The following is a 16,870-nucleotide window of genomic DNA, read 5'->3' on the forward strand; positions in this document are numbered from 1 at the left end:
TGAGTGAGTGATTTTATGTTTCTCTTTTCTGTCGGTGCTTTCTTACTCTATAGGAAAATGATCAATGTTTCCAGGGCAGAGGGAGGAGGATTATGGCTGCTTTTAATGAGTTTATTCAGCAGTTAAAAGAGAATATTAATCTGGCAGACCTTATTGGCTCCTATGTGCCATTGAAAAAGCATGGACGTTATTATATGGCTTCCTGCCCTTTTCATGGACCCGAGAGGACCCCTTCCTTTGCCGTTTCACCGGATAAGGGATTTTATTACTGCTTCGGCTGTCATGAGAGCGGCGATGCCATTACGTTCGTAGAAAAGATGGATCATCTCACCTTCATGGAAGCAGTGCGCCGTCTCGCCGATTATGCTCATATGGACATGCCGGAGCGGGAGGAATCGCCGGAGGAAAAAAGGCGGGCCGCCATGGCTCGCGAGCTCCAGTCGGTGACGGAGCTGGCCGGTTCCTATTTCCACAGCTGCCTTACCAGGACACAGATGGGGAAGGCCGGTCTTGCCTACTTTGATAAGCGCCATCTTTCCATGGAGACCATAGAGAAATTCAAGCTTGGGTTTGCGCCGCCGGACTGGCAGAAGCTCTATCGGGATTTTACCACCAAGAAGAAGATCGGCGGAGATCTTCTGGTGGAAGCAGGACTCTGCGCCCATAAGAATGGTCGTTATTACGATGTGTTCCGCAACCGCTGCATGTTTCCCATATGGAACCTTTCCGGAAAAATCGTGGCCTTTGGCGGCCGCGTCATGGATGACAGCAAGCCCAAGTATCTGAACTCGCCGGAAAGTCCCATTTTCAACAAAAGAAGGCTTCTCTTTGCCATTTATCAGGCTTTGCCCACCATTAAGGCCAAAAAACAGGCCATTATGGTAGAAGGATACATGGATGCCATTTCCCTTCATGCCCACGGCGTGACCAATGCGGTGGCTTCCCTTGGGACCGCCTTTACCATCGAGCAGGCCAGGCTTTTGAAAAAATATGCAGATGAAGTGGTTTTCAGTTACGATATGGATGCGGCCGGGCAGAATGCTACGAAGCGGGCTTTGGAAATCGCCGGCTCCGTTGGGCTGAAGCTCCGTGTAGTGCATCTCGGGGAGGGCAAGGACCCTGATGAATTTGTAAATCTCCATGGCGGCGACGCCTATCTGGAAGCGGTGAAACAGGCGGAACCGGCTATGGATTTCCTTTTCCATTCTCTTTTGAAACAGTATGACAGCACCACCCTGGACGGGCAGCACCGTATTCTGGATGATATGTTTTCCGTCCTTCTATCCACGGGCGATGCATTCCAGCTGAATGCTTTCATTAAGAAAATGGCCCGGGCCATGCACATGGATGAAGGCATGATTCGCAGCGAGGCCCTGATATATGCCAGGAAGAATAAATCCCATGTGTATATTTCCCAGAATATGCCGGTGGAGAAGGAAGAATTGGATTTGAATCCGTTAAAGAAAAGGCAGCGGCTTCTGGAAGCGGGCTTCCTTAATTACTGTCTTATTTACCATATGCTGCCAGAGGGCTATACAGAGCTTGACCGCTACCAGTTTGCCGATGAATTCCATGGAAGGCTCTTTGCTCTTTTGAAAGATATGAAGGCAAAAAATATGCCCCTTACGGAAGAAGCGGTGGAAGGCCAGCTGCCCAGGGAGGATATCAGCCGCCTGGCCAAGCTTCGCATGGAAGGAGAACAGCCGGGCTCGGTGCCCAGGGAAGAATACATCTGGCCTATGAAGAAAATTTATCTGCAGGAGGAATATCGCATACATACGAAAAAAGCGCAGGAACTGATCAGCAGCGACCCGGTGAAGGCCCGGGAAGAACAGCTGCTCTGCATCCAGCTCAGTAAAGAAATACTGGCATTAAAATAAAACAGCATCATTCAGATTTTATCGGGGCGCCTGTGGAAACGCCGGAAGAGGTTCTTTTTCATCGGATGAGGGGTGATGAAGGGCTTTGGAAAACCGGCCTTTTCCCAGCCTTTCTCAAGGGGGGATTATACTATGGCAGCTAGGGATGAAAGATTGGAACAGTGGATCAGTGAGCTCACTGCAAAAGCGGGAAGCGGGGTCATTTCCAATAAGGATATCATGGACCTTGTGACAGAAAAAAATTTGAGCGGCGATGACCTGTCCAACCTCTATGAAGCCCTTCATGATGATCATTATGAAGTGAATTTCGATGAAGATGTTTCTGAAGAGGACATAGACTTCCTGAAAGAGGAAGAGGAACTGGAAAAAGAAGTGGAAAAGGAGGAGAAGGAACCGGTTCCTGACATGGATAACAGCGTCACCATTGATGATCCTGTCAAAATGTATCTGAAGGAAATCGGTGCGCTGAAGCTTCTCGACAGCGAAGAAGAAATCGTGCTGGCCAAGCAGGTGGAAAAAGGTTCTCTGCCTGATGCATCCGATGAAGATAAAGCAGCAGCCCGGGCGGCCAAAAAGGAACTGGCAGACCGGAACCTTCGTCTCGTAGTTTCTATTGCCAAAAAGTATCTGGGCCGGGGGCTTCAGTTCCTCGATCTCATCCAGGAAGGAAATCTGGGCCTTTTAAAGGCAGTGGATAAGTTTGACTACACGAAGGGCTATAAATTCTCCACCTATGCCACCTGGTGGATTCGCCAGGCCATTACGAGAGCCATTGCGGACCAGGCAAGGACTATCCGCGTTCCTGTGCACATGGTGGAAACCATTAACAAGCTGAACAGGATTTCCCGCCAGCTCCTCCAGGAAAAGGGCAGGGAAGCCACCAATGAAGAACTGGCCAGGGCCATGGGCGTTTCTGTAGGGAAAATCAGGGAAGTCAAAAAAATCGCTCAGGATCCTATTTCCCTGGAAACGCCTATTGGCGAAAAAGAAGACTCCCATCTGGGGGACTTCATTGAAGATCACGAAGCTGTTGCTCCCGATGATGCGGCCGGCTCCATTCTCCTTCGGGAGCAGATTGAAGAACTTCTTCAGGGCCTGACGGAAAGGGAGAGACAGGTGCTGGAACTCCGCTTCGGCCTTAAAGATGGAAAGACCAGGACTTTGGAAGAAGTGGGCCGTTACTTTGACGTGACCAGGGAAAGAATCCGGCAGATTGAGGGGAAAGCTTTGCAGAAACTTAAAAAGTCCGCACGGAACCTTATCATTAACCAGTAGAAAAGATGAAGTAAGCGGCACTTTCTCAAGGCAGAAAGTGCCGCTTCTTTTTTATGAAAATGATTGTAATCCCAGCCTCATTTCTGTATTTGTGATTTTTCATTTCTTTCTGTCAATATTCCTGTTCTGTTTTGAAACATCTTTTACGTTCCTCTCATCCATCGCGCTTCATGCTGCGTTTCCCTGCCGCTCGCTGACAGGTCGGCTGACAAAGGGACGGAAAAGGGAGTAAAAGTATGGAAAATGGGACAATGGGACACTTACCGGGAATGCTTAGTGTAAAATTTTACTCGGTAAGGGAATTTTTCCAGAAACAATAAAAGAGGAAAGCCTCCCCTTGAGTGGAAATGTTATAATTTCCGTGGCAAAGAATAAAACAAAGAAAGGGCTTTCCTCATGGATATTATAACAAAAACTGGAGAAATTTGGAGTGAAAATGCAATAGGAGCAGTCATTTCTATCATCAAGGAATCTGATGATTCTATTGAGTCTGAAAGGAAGCTAACTCATTGGCTCGAAGAAATGAACTGTCAGCTTATAGCTATGGCTCTGGAGCGTATTGATGCCGAGCTGTATCAGATTTACAAGGCACAGAGGTGGCGTGTAGCGCGCCGGGACTCCCGGACGATTTACTGTCGCTATGGAGAGCTGACCTATACCCGAAGACTTCTGCAGAAAGATGGGAAGAGCTTCTATCCCCTGGACCGCAAAATGGGCTTTGAACCCAGAAAGCACTACAGCCTGGGAATGATTGAGCGGATTGTCGAGGCTGTCGCAATTACCACATCTCGAAGTGCCAGCGAACTCCTGCAAAGCCTGGCAGGGATTACCATCTCCCATCAGTCCGTTATCTCACTCAAGAATTATGCCGGTAAGAAGGCAAAGGCTTACGAAAAAACATTGGCAGAAGAGGAAAAGGTTGAAAAGCCGACACAGCCGGAAATTATAGCGATTGAAGGAGATGGAATTGTACTCAAGAACAAGGAGAAAGGCGGCGTTTCGGAAGTGCACCGCCTCCAGGTATATGAGGGAGTCAGGAAAAATGGCAACAGGACAGAACTGGTAGGACTTCGCTGCTTTGCATCTACCAGCAGAAAAGAACTTTTTGCAATGGTAAGAAGCTATCTGCTTGGGCACTATGACCTGTCTAAGACCACAGTGCTGTCGAATGGGGATGGAGGGTCCGGATACCAGTTTCAGGACTTTGAGCGAATAGTAGAAGGCTGCCTAGATCACCAGCACTTCCGCGACTGCTATCATGTGCATGAAAAGATCCGGACCCGGCTCAGCTTCTGCAACAGGAAACTGATAGACCGTATTATCCGAGAACTTCACCAGACCGACGATATTATGAAACAGATTCCCGTATGGATGGATACTGCCCGGAGCTGCGCCCGAACAGAGGCGGATTTAGAGGAGGTAGACAAGCTGCAGAGCTATCTGGAGAGAAATGCCCCCTATATCCCCAGCCTAAGTCAGCGCGGCATCCATACAGAGATTCATCTGGGGACTGCAGAAACAAATCACCGGTTCTACAGCTATCGCATGAAGCGGCAGGGACGGAGCTGGTCCAGCGAGGGAATGGAGTGTATGGTTTGGGTATTAACCGCCCGGAAGAATAAAACACTTACAGCAGCTCTCCTGTACCATGCTAATGGGAAAAGCTACAAAAAGATGGATAGAGCCATGCACAAGGCTGCGGTGCAGGCAGAGCGTAAAATCGCCCAGAATGTCCGGAGTGAGGTGCAGAAGCGCAAAATGAGAAACTATAGGCCAGGATGCCTGGAGGGGCGTATAGGCGTTTATGGAGCTTCTTCTTCACCAATGGGGAGACTGGCCAGAGCTATACAGAAATACTGATAAAACCGAAGCCACGGAGATAGTAATTATCGACAGTCAAATGAATTACCGAGGAAAACTTGACACTTACCCGGGAATGATGGCGTACTTGACGCCTGGGGCGTTAACTGATAAAATAGCATAAGTTGGTGATTGCGGGCCCATAGCTCAGTTGGTCAGAGCCGACGGCTCATAACCGTCTGGTCCCAGGTTCGAGCCCTGGTGGGCCCACCAATGATACTCCCGCTGAGCGAAAGCTCAGCTTTTTTTATTTCCGGGAGGAATGATGATACAGTTGACAGCAAGGCTCCGCCATGTGGCGGACCTCATACCTTCCTGCCAATCCATGGCAGATATTGGGACGGACCATGCGTATCTGCCCCTTTTCCTTCTGGAGAAGGGAAAGGTTCAATGGGCCATAGCCTCAGATATTCACAAAGGGCCTCTGGAAAGGGCCAGAGCCCATTTGAAGGGACAGGAGAAAGGGGGAAACATAGAACTTCGTCTGGGCGGCGGCCTTTCGCCCCTTGAGGTGGGAGAAGTGGATGGGGCCGTTATGGCCGGCATGGGCGGCCTGATGATGAGAGATATACTGGAAGCAGATTTTCCCAAAGCCCAGGCTCTTTCCTGGCTGGTCCTGCAGCCCCAGAACCATGTGGCAGAGCTGAAGCAGTACCTGGCAGGTCATCATTTCATGATCCTGCAGGAAGATATGGCTATGGAAGATCGGCGGCTTTACGAAATGATGCTGGTGAAGCCTGGCGCTATGAAGGAAATCTCCCTTCTAGAGGGGGAAATCGGCGTTACTGAAAACTACAGGCAGCACCCCCTTTTTCATGAACACCTGCGCCGGCTAATAAGGAAACGGGATTTCCTTATTCAGGGCGTGGCAGAAGATACGGACAATGAGAGAAACCGCAGGAGAAGAGAAAAAGCGGTGGAAGAAAAGAAAAGACTGGAGGCGTTCTTATGAATATCAAGGCTCAGGATTTGATGGATCTGATGGAAGAATGGGCACCGGCGGCACTGGCGGAAAGCTGGGACCATCCGGGGCTCCAGGTGGGAAATCCGGATAGGCCGGTGAAGAAAGTGATGGTTTCACTGGATCTTACAGAACAGAATGTAGACAGGGCCTGCAGAGAAGGCGTGTCCATGATCATTTCCCATCATCCCTTCCTGTTCAAATCTCTCCATAGAATCGATTTATCTACCTATAAGGGAAGGGTCATTGAAAAGCTCATCTGCCATCACATTCTTTCCTTTGCAGCCCACACGAATCTGGACACTGCCAGAGAAGGGGTAAATGACGCTCTGGCTGATGCACTGGAACTGACGGAGCGGCAAGGCCTGGTTACGGAAAAAAGAGAACCTCTCCTGAAGGTGGCGGCGTATGCAGAATTTGTGAAAGCCAGGGAATTTAAGACCCTCCTGGAAAAGAAATACAAAGGGAGGGCCGGCCATTTCTACCTTTTAGGCGATGCCGATGACAGCAGCCGCATGGGAAAAATGGAATTTAATGCCGCTTCTTCCGCCCTGCAGGAAGTTATGGAAGATGTAAGACGTATCTGTGGAGATGTACACTGTGACATATATGAACTGAAAAACGGCGCCTCCTTTGAGTATATGGGCCGTGTGGGGAAGCTTCCCCGTCCCATGAAAGGGAAGGAAGCTCTTCTGTACATTAAAGAAAAGCTTGGCATCCCGGACCTTCGGTATGCGGGAAATACAGATATCATTGTTCATAAGGTGGCAGTCCTCGGTGGCGCAGGAAGTGAATTTGCCTCCCTTGCCAAAGCCAGGGGGGCGGACCTTTATCTTACGGGAGACCTGAAATACCACGAAGCCCAGGATGCGGCAGCTATGGGTCTTCTTATCGCTGACGGCGGCCACTTTTACACAGAAAGAGTGATTGTACCGAAACTGGCTGAAAGAATCAGGAAAGAAGCGGAAAAAAGGCACTGGAATCTGGAAGTACTGGAAGATACGGGAGCCGAAGATATCTTTTCCCATCTTTGAGGGATATGGCCTGGCGGGCTTGAGGGTTCAGGCGCCCTTCGGCGCGGTCGGGATCGGGACCTGGACGGTCGGGACCGGGACCTGCGCAGTGCGGTGCTTGCCAGTATTTCCGAAGGTTGATGTGCACATCCTGCATAGGATGTGCAAGTCGGCCGAAGTTGGCCCTTAGCCTGCCCATAAAAGGGCCTTCCGATTGTCGACTGACCGACCCCGGATGACGAGTGTCCGGCGGGAAGAAATCGAGGCAGCACTGGTCATGGGATGGCCCCTTGACTCTGTCATTCTGAACGCAGTGAAGAATCTCGGTGCGTGGCGAGGATGACGTCATTGGAATTCATGCAGGGGCCTGGTACTTCGCCCTTCCCGCCGACTGGTATTTACTATCGATTAGCTCATAAGTGCCTTGTACCGAGATTCTTCGCCTACGGCTCAGAATGACGATGAGGGCGGGAAGGCAATCCCGTAACGCTGACTTTAAAAATTGCGGCGAAGCCGCCACCGCAACCCTCGGGGCCAAAGGCCCCGTCAAACTTAAGAACCCTTGGGCCCGAAAGGGCCCATCAATCCTAAGAACCTTTCCCTTCACAACCCTTCTACACAACCCGCGGCGGAGCCGCACCCCTTTTTAAACTGCGGCAAAAGCCGCCACCCCTCCCCGAAGGGCCCTTATTTTTTTATTGACATTTCTCATTTCTCCATGCTATACTGTACCTTGCGAGTAGGAAAGATGATTGCGGGCCGTAAGGCGTGAGGAAAGTCCGAGCTTCGCAGGGCAGGATGCCGGATAACGTCCGGCGGGGGTGACCCCAGGGAAAGTGCCATAGAAAAGGAAACCGCCACGCAAGTGGTAAGGGTGGAAAGGTGCGGTAAGAGCGCACCAGCAGTCGGGAGACCGGCTGGCTTGGTAAACCCCATCTGAAGCAAGACCGAATAGGGAAGGGTTGAGGCTGCCCGCTGACCTTCCGGGTTGCGTCGCTTGATCATCCAAGCAATTGGATGGCTAGACAGATAATCATCACCGTGCAAACGGTACAGAACTCGGCTTATTGAATGCTCGCCATGCATACGGGAAGGATTGGAAATGGTGATTTCCAATCCTTTTTTGTTGGTTTTATGGACTTCTTCATTTAAAAAAGACCGGCGGAAGAGAGGATAATGATGCCTTTGTGTATGACGTATGCAAAATATAATCTTGAAGTCCTCTTTACATACTTCTTAAAATCCGTTATCATTGAGAGAAATACTGTTTCCTTTACTCTGCTCATTTAAAAAAATGCAGAGAATTGTATAAAATTAAGGAAATAGGAATATTGGATATTGGCAGGGGGAAAGTTTATGGATTTAGAAAATAATTGGCCCATTGCGCTGGCTTTCATACTGTACCTGGTACTGATGATGAGTATCGGCCTTTATTATTCCCAGAGACAGAAAAATCTGTCTTCCTATATTCTGGGGGACCGGCAGCTGGGACCATGGCTCACTTCCATGAGCGCCGAAGCTTCGGATATGAGCGGCTGGATGCTTATGGGGCTGCCGGGATATGCTTATCTCCATGGACTTTCCGCTTTCTGGACGGGCATCGGCCTTATTGTGGGTACCTGGGCAAACTGGGTCCTTGTATCCCAGAGGCTTAGAAATTACACGGAAGTGGCTGATAACAGCCTTACCATTCCGGACTATCTGTCCAATCGGTTTGAGGATAGGAAAAATGGTCTTCGGCTCATATGTGCCCTGTTTATTATCCTTTTCTTTATCATCTATACTTCTTCCGGCTTTGTGGCGGCAGGAAAGCTGTTCAATACCATTTTCGGGATTCCCTACCTTCATGCTCTCCTGCTGGGCGCTTTTGTAGTCGTTTTCTATACCTTCCTGGGCGGTTTTTCCGCCGTGGCCCTGACGGATTTTATTCAGGGCACCATGATGTTCTTCACTGTCCTTTACGTGCCTGTGGCTGCCACCATTGCTCTTGGTGGGCCCATGCCTACGCTGGATATTCTTTCTAAGGAAGGTTCTGATTTCTTTTCCTTCTTCCCTGATTCCACCGGCATATCGGCCCTTCTGGTTATGATTGTTTCTTCTCTGGGCTGGGGCCTTGGCTACTTCGGACAGCCCCATATTCTTGTCAAATTCATGGCCATCGGAGATCCGAAGGAACTTAAGAAATCCACCCGCATCGCCATGACCTGGGTGCTTCTGTCTCTGTCCTTTGCCATTGCCATCGGCGTAGTGGGCAAGGCTTACCTGTCTACGCCTTTGGAAAATGCCAATGCAGAACGGGTATTCATCCTTATGGCCGAATCGCTGTCGGCGCCTTTCATTACAGGCATTATCTGGTCTGCCATCCTGGCGGCTATTATGAGTACCAGCTCCTCCCAGCTTCTGGTCACCTCTTCCGCCGTATCCAGGGACCTATTCCAGGCTTTCTTGAAAAAGGATGCTTCAGAAAAAACTTTGATCCGGGTATCCCGGCTCAGCGTGCTTCTGGTTTCCGCCATTGCCGTATATCTGGGCTCTGATCCCAACAGCTACATTTTCTCCATCGTTTCCTACGCCTGGGCCGGCTTCGGCGCCTGCTTCGGCGCCACTGTGCTTCTCTCCCTCTATTGGAAGCGCATGACCCTGAAGGGAGCCTATGCAGGAGTCATCGTAGGCGGCTTAACAGTACTCATCTGGAAGCATTTTGAATGGTTCGGACTCTATGAACTGGTACCGGGCTTCTTCTTTTCCGTTGTTGCCATCGTCATTGTGAGCCTTATGGACAAGAAGCCTTCAGAAACCATTCTGAAAACCTTTGAAAAGGCCATGTCCCTGTCAAAATAAGAAATTGGACAAAATAAGAAATAGAAATGAAAAAGACTGTGAAAGAATGGATAGAAATCTTTCACAGTCTTTTCCTTTTGTCTCTACCGCTTTGAAAAAACGATAAGCAAATTCGGAAGGCGGTAAGCGGATAGGGGACAGCTGGTTCCCGCATCCGCTATCGGCTGACGGCTTTCCGATTCCCGTTTCCCGAGTTCCCCGTCTCCAGTCCCGATTCTCGAGTCCCGAGCCCCCAGTCTCCAGTCCCCAGCCCCATCTCAGTAATTCACAATGATTGGCGAATGGTAAAATTCCTGCCTTCCTTTTCTGTATGCCGGGGAATGCTGGCACCAGCTTTGGATATCGGAGGCGCGAATCTCCATTTCTAATGAAAGGCGGGTGTTAGCATCCGCTTTTTTCAATGCCCTGGCCATACTGGTAATCACTGGAATGGGAATCAGATTCAAAAAATGGCTTTCGCTTCTTCGAAGGGCCAGCAGGTGGGCATAGGAGGGAAGGGGAGGAGCTGAAAAAGGCGAAGGTCCCCGGCCGGAAAGAAGCAGCTGGGCGCCGATTCGTTTCAAGCGGCTGTAAAGATACCGCTTGCTTTTAATCCGGGAAAGCATGGCTTCGTAATCTTCATTTCCTGTTTCCCTGAACCATTTGTGCTCCAGCCCCTCTGAAAAGAGGCCGGTTTCAGAAAGATCACTCTCTGATACCAAACGGGAAGAGAGGAGGCAGGCATCTTCATAGCGGAAAAAATCGGTATGGCAGCCTGACTTTATGAGTTCTGTCGCTTCTTCTGCCTCCTTTGGAGGAAGGAGATTCGTTTTTTCCCCACGGAGAAGCTCTTTTCTGGCAGTGGTGGCGGAAATATTGCAGTCCATGTTCCGGTGAACCACGTGGATATCCATGGGGAAATGATGCTGCAGAATGGTTTCCGCATAGCGGAAGCCCAGAAGATTATTGGGTTTGGATAATTCTTCTGCCAGGAAAGGAGAATGACTCTTCATGGCTTCATAAGAAGCCCGGGCATAGGAAAGCCCCCCGCCCAGGGCTTCATGAAAGGCCTTTTTGTGGGAAGGGGTCAGGGAAAAGGAAGCGGCATCCCAAAGATCTTCTTCCGAAAGGGATTCCGTACCAAAAGCAAGTATTTCGGCACCCATGGAAGCAAGCAGCCTTACGCCGTAAGAACCAAACCGGTCCGCACTCTGCAGCACGCAGAGCACCGGAAGTGAAAATACGGCATCCACGCCTCCTTCCACCGCCCATCGTGCCCGGGTCCAGCTGTCAAAGAGGGCCGGTTCCCCCCGCTGCACAAAGGGGCCGCTCATGACGGCCATGATGAAAGGATCACCATAAGCCTTTCGAACCGAATGGACCATATCCTCATGCCCCCGGTGAAAAGGGTTCCACTCCGCAATGATTCCAACCACTTTTTCTGCCATTGTATTTTTCCCTTCTGTCTTTGATGGTTATATTTTATCATATCCGGAAGAAGGAAATCTGACTCTCTGTTTCCAAAATCCTTATCAGGCCCATGGCTTGGAGGGGGAGGGAGTTTTTTCAGCGATGATAAGCTGTTTATGAACTAAAAATTAAGGAAATATTATTTGACTAACCACACTTAAAATGATAATCTTGATATGAATGTTAGAGACTTAAGAAAGCTATCTAATGGTTTTAATGTATCAGGAGGTATGGAATGGATTTTCTGCATTTGTTCCGAGCCGGCGGATTTATGATGTATCCGCTGATTCTTTGTTCTTTGGTGGTAGTGGCTATTTTTATTGAACGGTTCCGGTATTATCGATCCAATCGTTCCCATGTGGACGAGCTTAGCCGGGATATTCCGAAATATCTGGAAAAACGGGATTATGAGGGGCTGAAAACTCTTCTTCAGCAGGATGGCGGTATTCCTGCTTCTGTGGTTCTTGCAGGAGTGGAGCATATGAACCTGAAAGTAGACCAGACGTCCCTGATTGAAGGGGCTGCTTCCCATGCAGCAGGGCTTTTGAAAAATTACCTGAATTACCTGGATGTGATCGTGACCCTGTCCCCTCTTATGGGGCTTCTCGGTACCGTTATTGGCATGATCGGTTCCTTTAATGTTCTCTCCGTTTCCAACGGCCAGCCCTTTGCAGTCACCGGCGGTGTGGCAGAAGCCCTGGTATGCACGGCCACCGGCCTTTTTGTGGCTATCATTGCCCTCATTGCGTATACCTATCTTTCCCAGCAGGTGAGCCATTTTGTTTCTGATATGGAAAAACTGGGTACCCTGTATTTGGCTATCGTAGAGGCGAAAGAGCAATGAAACTGGAATCTATGAATGTGGAGAAGAAGCCAAAGATTATGATCATCCCTATGATTGATATCATTTTCTTCCTCCTTGTCTTCTTCATGATGAGCATGCTTTCCATGGTGGTGCAGAAGTCTATCAACCTGAACCTGCCGCAGACCGCCACGGCCAAAGTGAATGTGGAAGAGACCCTTCCCATCAGTATTACCTCTGATGGTACGATTTATGTAGAAAAGGAAAAGATTTCCAAAGACGATTTTCGCCGCCGCATGGAAATCGAAAAGGGACGGAATCCGGACCTTTCCGTCGTTCTCCGGGCAGACTCCAAATCAGAACATGGAGATTTTGTATTTGTGCTTGACCAGTTGAAATCTGTAGGCATCAGCAAGGTTGGAATTGCTACAGAGTCCAAGACCGGTCAGAATCAGTAAAGAGGTGGTCCCATGCGTACTTTCAAGTACCGATGGTCCTCTGCCTTTGGATTGTCCTTCCTCTGCCACGGCATTGTCCTTGGCGCGGTGGCAGGCCTTCTCTTCCTCTTTCCTCCGGCCCAGCCCAGCCGGGAACCCATTGAAGTAGACCTGGTGTCCGATGTGGGGGGAGGTGGCGGGGGCGGTGGCGGTGGTGGCCAGGAAACGGAAGAACTTCCCAAAATCCACGAAGCCAAAGCCACTCCCACCGCGCCTCCTCCGGCTGTACCGACAGAAGCCGATGAAGAGGCAGCCAATGATGTCCATGAGGTGGCACAGGCCCAAAGCACCACTTCCCCAAGCAGCACCCCGGCCGGCGAAAGTGCTTCTTCCTCTTCTGAAGGAGGCAGCGGCGGCGGAACCGGCGGCGGTCAGGGCACCGGCGATGGCACCGGCTCAGGAAGCGGCACCGGTTCCGGAAGCGGAAGCGGCAGCGGCGGCGGTACCGGTGATGGCACCGGCGACGGTTATGGCAGTGGAAATGGAGACAGCGGCAGCGGCGGCGGAGAAACGATAGGTATCCAGCTTTTGAGCGCTCCGGCGCCAGCCTACCCCGAATCAGCCAGAAGGGCCGGTATATCCGGCACTACGGTGGTGGGCATGACGGTTTCCACTGACGGATCTGTTTCCAGCGCCTGGGTGGAAAGTTCATCGGGAAACAGCGCCCTGGACAGTGCTGCGGTAGCTGCTGTGTACAACTGGCGTTTCGTGCCGGCCAAACAGAATGGTACTCCTGTGACAGCCAATTCCAGAGTGCCGATTACCTTCAATTTGAATGGATAGATAGGAAAAAGAGATTTCAGAGGGATGAAATCTCTTTTTTCGTGGATGCTTTTGGGGACAGGCCTTAGGGTCATGGGGGTTCATAGGGAACAAAGGGAATCCAGGGTTCAGGGGAGGCATCAGGCGCCATTCATGATGGATGAGCCCCTTTGCATTACCTCTCGCCGGAGGATCGCCTGTAAGGGCTCTGCCATATTCTGCACCGGAGCCCTTGGCTTCGGGGCAGACGCCCTTGATGATGACGCCCCATTCCCACTTTTTTATGGCACCTCAAGAGTACTTATGTTATTATTTAAGGGTAGTATTGTCAGAAATCTGATAAAAGAAGGTGATGAAAGGACATGAATAACAAAATTTTTCTTGTTCTTGGCGGAGCCAGAAGCGGGAAGAGCGAGTTCGCAGAGAAGCTGATGTATCATTCCACAGGGAAAAGGAAGGGATACATCGCCACCAGCCAGATTCTGGATGATGAGATGCGGTACCGTGTGATTCTTCACAGGGAGAGGCGTCCCGCTGACTGGCAGACTTTCGAGGTCATGCATGGGGCAGGGGAGGAAATGGGTCATATCCTTGAGGAAGCGGATGCCATCCTTTTTGACTGTATTACCATGTATGTGAATAATATGCTCATGGACCACATGAAGGGGATTACCGTGGAGACGCTGGGGGTTTCGGATCTGACCACGCTGCAGGAGGCGCTGGAGAAAGACCTGACCCTCATGTTTGAGCGGATTTCTTCTGTTTCTGATAAGGAAATCATATTTGTGTCCGATGAGCTTGGAATGGGCATTGTTCCTGCCAATGCCATGAGCCGGGTATACAGGGATCTTGTGGGTCTGGCCAACCAGTATGTGGCCAGGCGGGCCGACAAGGTATACCTTTCTGTTGCAGGAATTACTGTGGAGCTCAAGGAAAGAGGAGTGGAGCTATAATGACAAAAATTGCAAAGAGAGTCATGTTTCAGGGAACCAGTTCTCATGTAGGTAAAAGTATTCTGACCACTGCTTTCTGCCGTATTCTTGCGCAGGACGGATATAAGACGGCACCTTTCAAGGCGCAGAATATGGCGCTGAATTCCTATGTCACCCTGTCGGGCGGTGAAATCGGCCGCTCTACGGTAGCCCAGGCGGAAGCTGCCGGCGCTCTGCCTATCGTTCAAATGAACCCTGTGCTTTTAAAGCCTACCGGAAATTCCTGCTCCCAGGTCATCCTTCTGGGAACATCGGTAGGGAATTACAGCGCTTCGGAATACCAGAATCATTACAGCCAGCGGGCCTGGGATACGGTGAAGAAGAGCCTTGACTACATGGAAACCCATTACGATGCCCTTGTCATTGAAGGGGCCGGATCTCCTGCCGAGGTGAACCTGAAGAAAAATGATATAGTAAATATGCGCATTGCCAAAGAATGTCAGGCGCCGGTATTTTTGATTGCCGACATTGACAGAGGCGGCGCCCTGGCTTCCATCGTAGGTACTCTGGAGCTTCTGGAACCGGAGGAAAGGGCTCTTGTGAAGGGGCTGGTGATTAATAAGTTCCGCGGCGACATTTCTCTTCTGGAACCGGCTTTGACTTTCTTGAAGGAAAAGACGGGCATTCCGGTGCTCGGCGTCATTCCTTACCTGGAAGATCTGGGCATTGATGACGAGGATTCCGTATCTCTCCAGGATCTGCCCAGTGACCATGTGATGCGGGATATCCATATCGCTGTCATGCAGACCCCGAAAATTTCCAATTTCACAGATTTCGATGCTTTGAATCATGAGCCCGATGTGAACCTCCGCTTCGTGCAGCAGGGAGATATGATCGGTGATCCGGACCTGATCCTTCTGCCGGGAAGCAAGAACACCACAGAGGATCTGCTTTATCTGAAGCGCCAGGGATATGCGAAGGAAATCGTTGAAATGGCAGAAAAGGGCGTGCCCGTCATCGGTATCTGCGGCGGCTTCCAGATGCTGGGCGAAAAGGTGTGCGACCCGCTCCATGTGGAAAGCAGCAATGATGAAGTAGAAGGCCTTGGCCTTCTGCCTTACACCACGTCCATGCACGGGAAGAAGAATACCTACCAGGTCACTTTCGACTGTGATGATCTGCCTTTCCTGGGCATGCAGTTTGCAGGGAAGGGCATGCAGGGCTATGAAATCCACATGGGTGAGACCACCCTTACGAAACCGGCGCAGTCCCTCTTCCATATCGTGCAGCGGAGTGAGGACAAGGTGGACCTTCAGGATGGTTTCATCAATGAAAAGCGGAATGTCTTCGGTACCTACTGCCATGGCCTCTTCGATAATGATGATCTGCGCCGGGCTGTGATTAACGCCCTGCGCCGTCGCAAAGGCCTTCCGGAACTGCCGGTACAGTTCAAGTACCGGGCCTATAAGGAGTCTGAATTTGACCGTCTGGCAAAAATGGTGAGAACCCATTTTGATATGGACGCTTTTTATGAAATCCTGAGGAATGAATAATTTGGACGGTTTAATTTACTCCGCATTTTATGCGGCTATCCCCCTGGCGGCCCTGGTCATCGACACCATTTATGGAGATCCAAGATCCGATTACCATCCGGTGGTTCTCATAGGGAAGGTGATTTCCTTCTTTGAGGGAAAGCTTTATCCCGAAAAGAAGACATCTGATGGAAATATGTTCTTCCGCGGCATGATGACTTCCCTCCTTGTGCTCCTCACCGTGGGCCTGGTGGTGGGATTCCTGACCTGGCTTTCCGTGAAGGCGGGCATTCTCATGTATGCCACTGTCAGTGCCGTAGTCCTTTATTTCACCATTACCCCCCGGGCCCTTGCCAGGGACGGCATGGAAATCTACGGCCTCCTGAAAGCGGGGGACATGGTATCAGCCAGGAAACGGCTCAGCTGGATCGTTGGCCGGGATACGGAAAATCTGGATGAAAGTGAAATCGCCCGGGGCACAGTGGAAACCATTGCGGAAAATACAACGGACGGTGTCATTTCCCCCCTTTTCTGGTTCCTTCTGCTGGGACCGGTAGGCGCAGCCCTTTACCGGGCCGGCAACACCATGGATTCCATGCTGGGCTACAAAAATGACCGTTACCTTTTCTTTGGCCGCTTTGCTGCGCGGCTGGATGATGTGCTGAACTATATTCCAGCTCGTATTACTTTTGTCCTCTTTGTGGCAGCTGCAGCGCTCTTGAAGCAGGATTGGAAAAATGCAGAAAAAATTGGCTTAAGGGATGCACCGAAGCACCCTTCTCCTAACGGAGGCTATGCAGAAGCCACGGTGGCCGGCGCCATGCATGTACAGCTGGGCGGATACAACTACTATGAGGGGAAACCGGAATTTCGCGAATACATGGGGGATCCTGACAGACCGCTAAAAGCAGAGCATATCAAGACTTCCATTTACATGATGTATGCTGCAGTCATTCTCTTTGCGGCAGTGGAATCAGCAGTTATATTCTTTGTGTGGTGAAGAAGACAGGAAAAAGGGGCCTCCCTGATGCATGGGAGCTGCACAAGCCCATGATCTTCAAGGCGA

General features: G+C 50.5%; 13 protein-coding genes, 1 tRNA gene and 1 other RNA gene. 14 read left to right on the top strand and 1 reads right to left on the bottom strand.

Features of this window, described 5'->3' with window-relative positions:
- The first annotated feature begins 92 nt into the window (after positions 1–92).
- The 8 genes from dnaG to putP all read left to right on the top strand — a co-directional run bounded on the left by dnaG (position 93) and on the right by putP (position 9,830).
- Positions 93–1,880, top strand: coding sequence for a DNA primase (gene dnaG, locus NW747_RS07995; RefSeq protein WP_273186655.1), 1,788 nt, complete (start codon positions 93–95; stop codon positions 1,878–1,880).
- A 132-nt stretch (positions 1,881–2,012) separates the two neighbouring features.
- Entirely contained in the window at positions 2,013–3,155 is a 1,143-nt protein-coding gene (rpoD, locus tag NW747_RS08000) for an RNA polymerase sigma factor RpoD (RefSeq protein WP_273186657.1), read from the top strand.
- 396 nt (positions 3,156–3,551) lie between these two features.
- Positions 3,552–5,015: an ISLre2 family transposase gene (locus tag NW747_RS08005; protein WP_273185646.1), complete on the top strand. Its 1,464-nt coding sequence runs from the start codon at positions 3,552–3,554 to the stop codon at positions 5,013–5,015.
- Between the two features lie 136 nt (positions 5,016–5,151).
- Positions 5,152–5,228: transfer RNA gene (locus NW747_RS08010), tRNA-Ile, on the top strand.
- A 52-nt stretch (positions 5,229–5,280) separates the two neighbouring features.
- Positions 5,281–5,967, top strand: a complete 687-nt coding sequence (locus NW747_RS08015; protein ID WP_273186662.1) for a tRNA (adenine(22)-N(1))-methyltransferase — start codon at positions 5,281–5,283, stop codon at positions 5,965–5,967.
- Positions 5,964–7,010, top strand: coding sequence for a Nif3-like dinuclear metal center hexameric protein (locus NW747_RS08020; protein WP_273186665.1), 1,047 nt, complete (start codon positions 5,964–5,966; stop codon positions 7,008–7,010). The genes NW747_RS08015 and NW747_RS08020 overlap by 4 nt, the downstream gene beginning before the upstream one ends.
- A gap of 715 nt (positions 7,011–7,725) precedes the next feature.
- Positions 7,726–8,071: RNase P RNA component class A (gene rnpB, locus NW747_RS08025), an RNA gene on the top strand.
- A 274-nt stretch (positions 8,072–8,345) separates the two neighbouring features.
- Positions 8,346–9,830 (top strand): sodium/proline symporter PutP, encoded by a 1,485-nt coding sequence (gene putP / locus NW747_RS08030; protein ID WP_273186681.1) that lies wholly within the window; start codon positions 8,346–8,348, stop codon positions 9,828–9,830.
- Positions 9,831–10,087: 257 nt separating this feature from the next.
- Here putP and NW747_RS08035 read toward each other — a convergent pair whose 3' ends face one another.
- On the bottom strand, positions 10,088–11,257 hold the full coding sequence (locus NW747_RS08035) for a nucleotidyltransferase family protein (RefSeq protein WP_273186683.1): 1,170 nt from the start codon (positions 11,255–11,257) through the stop codon (positions 10,088–10,090).
- A gap of 257 nt (positions 11,258–11,514) precedes the next feature.
- Here NW747_RS08035 and NW747_RS08040 point away from each other — a divergent pair, with 257 nt between their 5' ends.
- The 6 genes from NW747_RS08040 to cbiB all read left to right on the top strand — a co-directional run bounded on the left by NW747_RS08040 (position 11,515) and on the right by cbiB (position 16,804).
- Entirely contained in the window at positions 11,515–12,123 is a 609-nt protein-coding gene (locus tag NW747_RS08040; RefSeq protein ID WP_273096884.1) for a MotA/TolQ/ExbB proton channel family protein, read from the top strand.
- Positions 12,120–12,539, top strand: a complete 420-nt coding sequence (locus NW747_RS08045; protein ID WP_273186685.1) for an ExbD/TolR family protein — start codon at positions 12,120–12,122, stop codon at positions 12,537–12,539. Before NW747_RS08040 ends, NW747_RS08045 begins: the two co-directional genes overlap by 4 nt.
- Positions 12,540–12,551: 12 nt before the next feature.
- Positions 12,552–13,361 carry an energy transducer TonB gene (locus NW747_RS08050; RefSeq protein ID WP_273186686.1) on the top strand — a complete coding sequence of 270 codons (810 nt, stop codon included), beginning with the start codon at positions 12,552–12,554 and terminating at the stop codon, positions 13,359–13,361.
- A gap of 341 nt (positions 13,362–13,702) precedes the next feature.
- The gene (gene cobU, locus NW747_RS08055) at positions 13,703–14,293 is read left to right on the top strand and encodes a bifunctional adenosylcobinamide kinase/adenosylcobinamide-phosphate guanylyltransferase (RefSeq protein WP_273186688.1); all 591 of its coding nucleotides are present in this window, start codon (positions 13,703–13,705) and stop codon (positions 14,291–14,293) included.
- An 8-nt stretch (positions 14,294–14,301) separates the two neighbouring features.
- Complete coding sequence (locus NW747_RS08060) at positions 14,302–15,825, top strand: cobyric acid synthase (protein ID WP_273188281.1); 1,524 nt, start codon at positions 14,302–14,304, stop codon at positions 15,823–15,825.
- Complete coding sequence (gene cbiB, locus NW747_RS08065) at positions 15,818–16,804, top strand: adenosylcobinamide-phosphate synthase CbiB (RefSeq protein WP_273186689.1); 987 nt, start codon at positions 15,818–15,820, stop codon at positions 16,802–16,804. Before NW747_RS08060 ends, cbiB begins: the two co-directional genes overlap by 8 nt.
- The last annotated feature ends 66 nt before the right edge of the window (positions 16,805–16,870 follow it).

It is taken from the genome of Dialister succinatiphilus (assembly GCF_928721695.1).
Taxonomy (GTDB): domain Bacteria; phylum Bacillota; class Negativicutes; order Veillonellales; family Dialisteraceae; genus Dialister; species Dialister succinatiphilus.

Bases quoted from the DNA above. Each gene is read 5' to 3' on its own strand.
- dnaG (WP_273186655.1), top strand. From the start codon at position 93: ATGGCTGCTTTTAATGAGTTTATTCAGCAGTTAAAAGAGAATATTAAT.
- rpoD (WP_273186657.1), top strand. From the start codon at position 2,013: ATGGCAGCTAGGGATGAAAGATTGGAACAGTGGATCAGTGAGCTCACT.
- NW747_RS08005 (WP_273185646.1), top strand. From the start codon at position 3,552: ATGGATATTATAACAAAAACTGGAGAAATTTGGAGTGAAAATGCAATA.
- NW747_RS08015 (WP_273186662.1), top strand. From the start codon at position 5,281: ATGATACAGTTGACAGCAAGGCTCCGCCATGTGGCGGACCTCATACCT.
- NW747_RS08020 (WP_273186665.1), top strand. From the start codon at position 5,964: ATGAATATCAAGGCTCAGGATTTGATGGATCTGATGGAAGAATGGGCA.
- putP (WP_273186681.1), top strand. From the start codon at position 8,346: ATGGATTTAGAAAATAATTGGCCCATTGCGCTGGCTTTCATACTGTAC.
- NW747_RS08035 (WP_273186683.1), bottom strand. From the start codon at position 11,257: ATGGCAGAAAAAGTGGTTGGAATCATTGCGGAGTGGAACCCTTTTCAC.
- NW747_RS08040 (WP_273096884.1), top strand. From the start codon at position 11,515: ATGGATTTTCTGCATTTGTTCCGAGCCGGCGGATTTATGATGTATCCG.
- NW747_RS08045 (WP_273186685.1), top strand. From the start codon at position 12,120: ATGAAACTGGAATCTATGAATGTGGAGAAGAAGCCAAAGATTATGATC.
- NW747_RS08050 (WP_273186686.1), top strand. From the start codon at position 12,552: ATGCGTACTTTCAAGTACCGATGGTCCTCTGCCTTTGGATTGTCCTTC.
- cobU (WP_273186688.1), top strand. From the start codon at position 13,703: ATGAATAACAAAATTTTTCTTGTTCTTGGCGGAGCCAGAAGCGGGAAG.
- cbiB (WP_273186689.1), top strand. From the start codon at position 15,818: ATGAATAATTTGGACGGTTTAATTTACTCCGCATTTTATGCGGCTATC.